Genomic DNA, 2,266 nt, shown 5'->3' on the forward strand with positions numbered 1-2,266 from the left:
CACCGCGGCGGCGGTCACCGTACCGTCGCTGCTGCCGGACGCCGCGCAGCGGGCCGACGCCGGCACCCCGGCCGCGCTCGCCCTCAATGTGGCCGCGTCGAAGAAGGGCGCGCCCTACCAGTGGGGCGCCACCGGCCCCTACCGCTTCGACTGCTCCGGGCTCACGCTCTACTCCTTCAAGCGGGCCGGCAAGGCGATCCCGCGCACCGCGGCCGCCCAGTACAACAGCACCCGGCACATCCTGGCGCGCTCCCGGCGGGCCGGCGACCTGGTGTTCTTCCACACCGGCTCGAAGTGGTCCTCGGTCTACCACGTGGGGATCTACGCGGGCGGCGGCAACATCTGGCACGCCCCCAAGACCGGCTCGAAGGTGCGGCTGGAGCACATCTGGACCCGCAGCGTCTGGTACGGCCGGGTGCGGTGAGCATCCGGTGACCGGCGCCCGCCGCCGGGCGGTCACGGGACCGGGACCGCCCAGGGGAGCATGATCCACACCGTCTTGCCGCCCTCCTCGGTCGGGGTGACATGGAGGCCGCCGCCGGACTCGGCGGTGAGGTGACGGATGATCACCATGCCCCGGCCGTTGTCCTGCTGGACCGCGGGCGGCAGGCGGCGCGGCCAGCGGGGGTGGCTGTCGGTGACCCCGATGTGGAGGTGCTCGCCGTGTTCGAGCCGGACGTCCACCGTGAAGGTCGGTGACATGCCGTAGGTGTGCAGGACGGCGTTGGTGGCGAGTTCGGAGACAATCAGCCGCACCGCGTCCGCCGCCGGATCGTCGGGCGGCAGTCCCCATTCCTCGAGCAGCGCGCACACATAGCGCCGGGCCGTCGTCACCGACGCGGGATCGCTGGGGAGGGTGACCGTTGCTTCCTGTAGATCCGCCATGACGACGCCGTTCCCTTTCCTCCCGTAACCGGGCTACGGTGCGCCGGGGTTCCGTACCCGCCTTGCGACCTCAGGTCCGGATACTGCCGATTCGCGCCGCAGTGCACTCATGGTGCCGCCATTGCCGCCGTTCCACACCTGTCTGCATATATCTGTCGCTCAAATCGGTGAACTCTGCTACGTGGATACGCATTTGGTCGGCAGACTGTCGTAACGGCGGCCGCACGGCCGGCATCAGAGGCTCCAGGAGGCGCGAGGAAGCATGGAACGGGTCCCAGCCGTACGCCGGCGCAGACTTGGCGAGGAGTTGCGCCGATTACGCGACCTCGCCGGGCTGACCAGTGGTGAAGCGGCCACGCTGGCCGGATGGCACCAGTCGAAAGTCAGCCGGATCGAGACCGGTCGCAGCAGTGTCCGCACCGAGGACGTGACGGTCCTGCTCGATGTCTACGGGGTGCACGACCTGGCCCTGCGGGACCTGCTCGGCACCCTCGCGGGCGGCGGCTACCAGCGGGGCTGGTGGCACGACTTCCGCGATGTACTGCCGGTGGAGTACCGCGACTTCATCAGCCTGGAGACCGGGGCCGACCGGGCCCGGTCGATGGAGAACACCGTGGTCCCGGGCCTGCTCCAGACCCCGGACTACGCGCGGGCGCTGACCGCGGACGTGATGCCGCAGCTGAGCCGGCGGGAGCTGGACGCCCTGGTGGACGTACGGCTGGCCCGGCAGGCGGTGCTGCGGCAGGACCGGCCGCTGGAGTTGTGGGCGGTGCTCGACGAGGCGGTGCTGCGGCGCGGGGTCGGCGGGCGCGAGGTGATGGCGGCCCAACTGCGCAAGCTGGAAGCCGCCGCAGAACTTCCGCAGGTCCGGCTGCAGGTGCTGCCGTTCGCGGCGGGCGGCCACATGGGAGTGACAAATTCTTTCGTCATCTTCTCATTTCCGCGCATTGCCGATCTGGATGTGGTCGTTGTCGACCATTTGACGGGTAGTCTCTACGTCGATCGGAAAGAGGACATCACGGCCTACTCGGCCGCGTTCACCCGATTGCACTCCCGAGCTCTTCCCCGCGAGGAGTCGGCGGCCATGATCGCCGGTATCCGTAACGAGTTGTCGGGTTAGTTCGGTCCCGTCCGGGCAGCCGGACGAGCCGAGTCAGCCGCGCCGACCGAAAATTGGAGACCTCATGACAACGCGGTCCCTTTACCTTTCCCGCAGTACCGCGCTTTCCGGTGTGACCTGGCAGCGCAGCAGCTACAGTACGGCGGCGAACAACTGCGTGGAGACGGCCCGGCTGGCGACGGGGCAGCTCGCCGTCCGCGACTCCAAGGACCAGTCGGGGCCCGCCCTGCTCTTCCCGCCCGACGCGTGGTCGGACTTCGT

4 protein-coding genes are annotated in these 2,266 nt (G+C 69.4%); 3 read left to right on the top strand and 1 reads right to left on the bottom strand.

The window, feature by feature from the left end:
- The coding region (locus GA0115240_RS14375) for a C40 family peptidase (protein WP_107407147.1) at window positions 1–424 on the top strand (424 nt) is incomplete at its 5' end.
- Between the two features lie 32 nt (window positions 425–456).
- Here the strand turns inward: GA0115240_RS14375 and GA0115240_RS14380 are convergent.
- Window positions 457–885 carry an ATP-binding protein gene (locus GA0115240_RS14380; RefSeq protein WP_093737069.1) on the bottom strand — a complete coding sequence of 143 codons (429 nt, stop codon included), beginning with the start codon at window positions 883–885 and terminating at the stop codon, window positions 457–459.
- Window positions 886–1,147: 262 nt separating this feature from the next.
- On the opposite strand from GA0115240_RS14380, the gene GA0115240_RS14385 reads away from it, so the two are divergent.
- Together GA0115240_RS14385 and GA0115240_RS14390 are read left to right on the top strand one after the other, a co-directional pair.
- On the top strand, window positions 1,148–2,005 hold the full coding sequence (locus GA0115240_RS14385; RefSeq protein ID WP_093737070.1) for a helix-turn-helix domain-containing protein: 858 nt from the start codon (window positions 1,148–1,150) through the stop codon (window positions 2,003–2,005).
- 64 nt (window positions 2,006–2,069) lie between these two features.
- On the top strand, window positions 2,070–2,266 hold a 197-nt coding region (locus tag GA0115240_RS14390; protein WP_093737072.1), incomplete at its 3' end, for a DUF397 domain-containing protein.

Source organism: Streptomyces sp. DvalAA-14, assembly GCF_900091855.1.
GTDB lineage: Bacteria > Actinomycetota > Actinomycetes > Streptomycetales > Streptomycetaceae > Actinacidiphila.

What these genes read in the sequence shown, in the direction of transcription:
- GA0115240_RS14380 (WP_093737069.1), bottom strand. Translation starts at nt 885, where the DNA reads ATGGCGGATCTACAGGAAGCAACGGTCACCCTCCCCAGCGATCCCGCG.
- GA0115240_RS14385 (WP_093737070.1), top strand. Translation starts at nt 1,148, where the DNA reads ATGGAACGGGTCCCAGCCGTACGCCGGCGCAGACTTGGCGAGGAGTTG.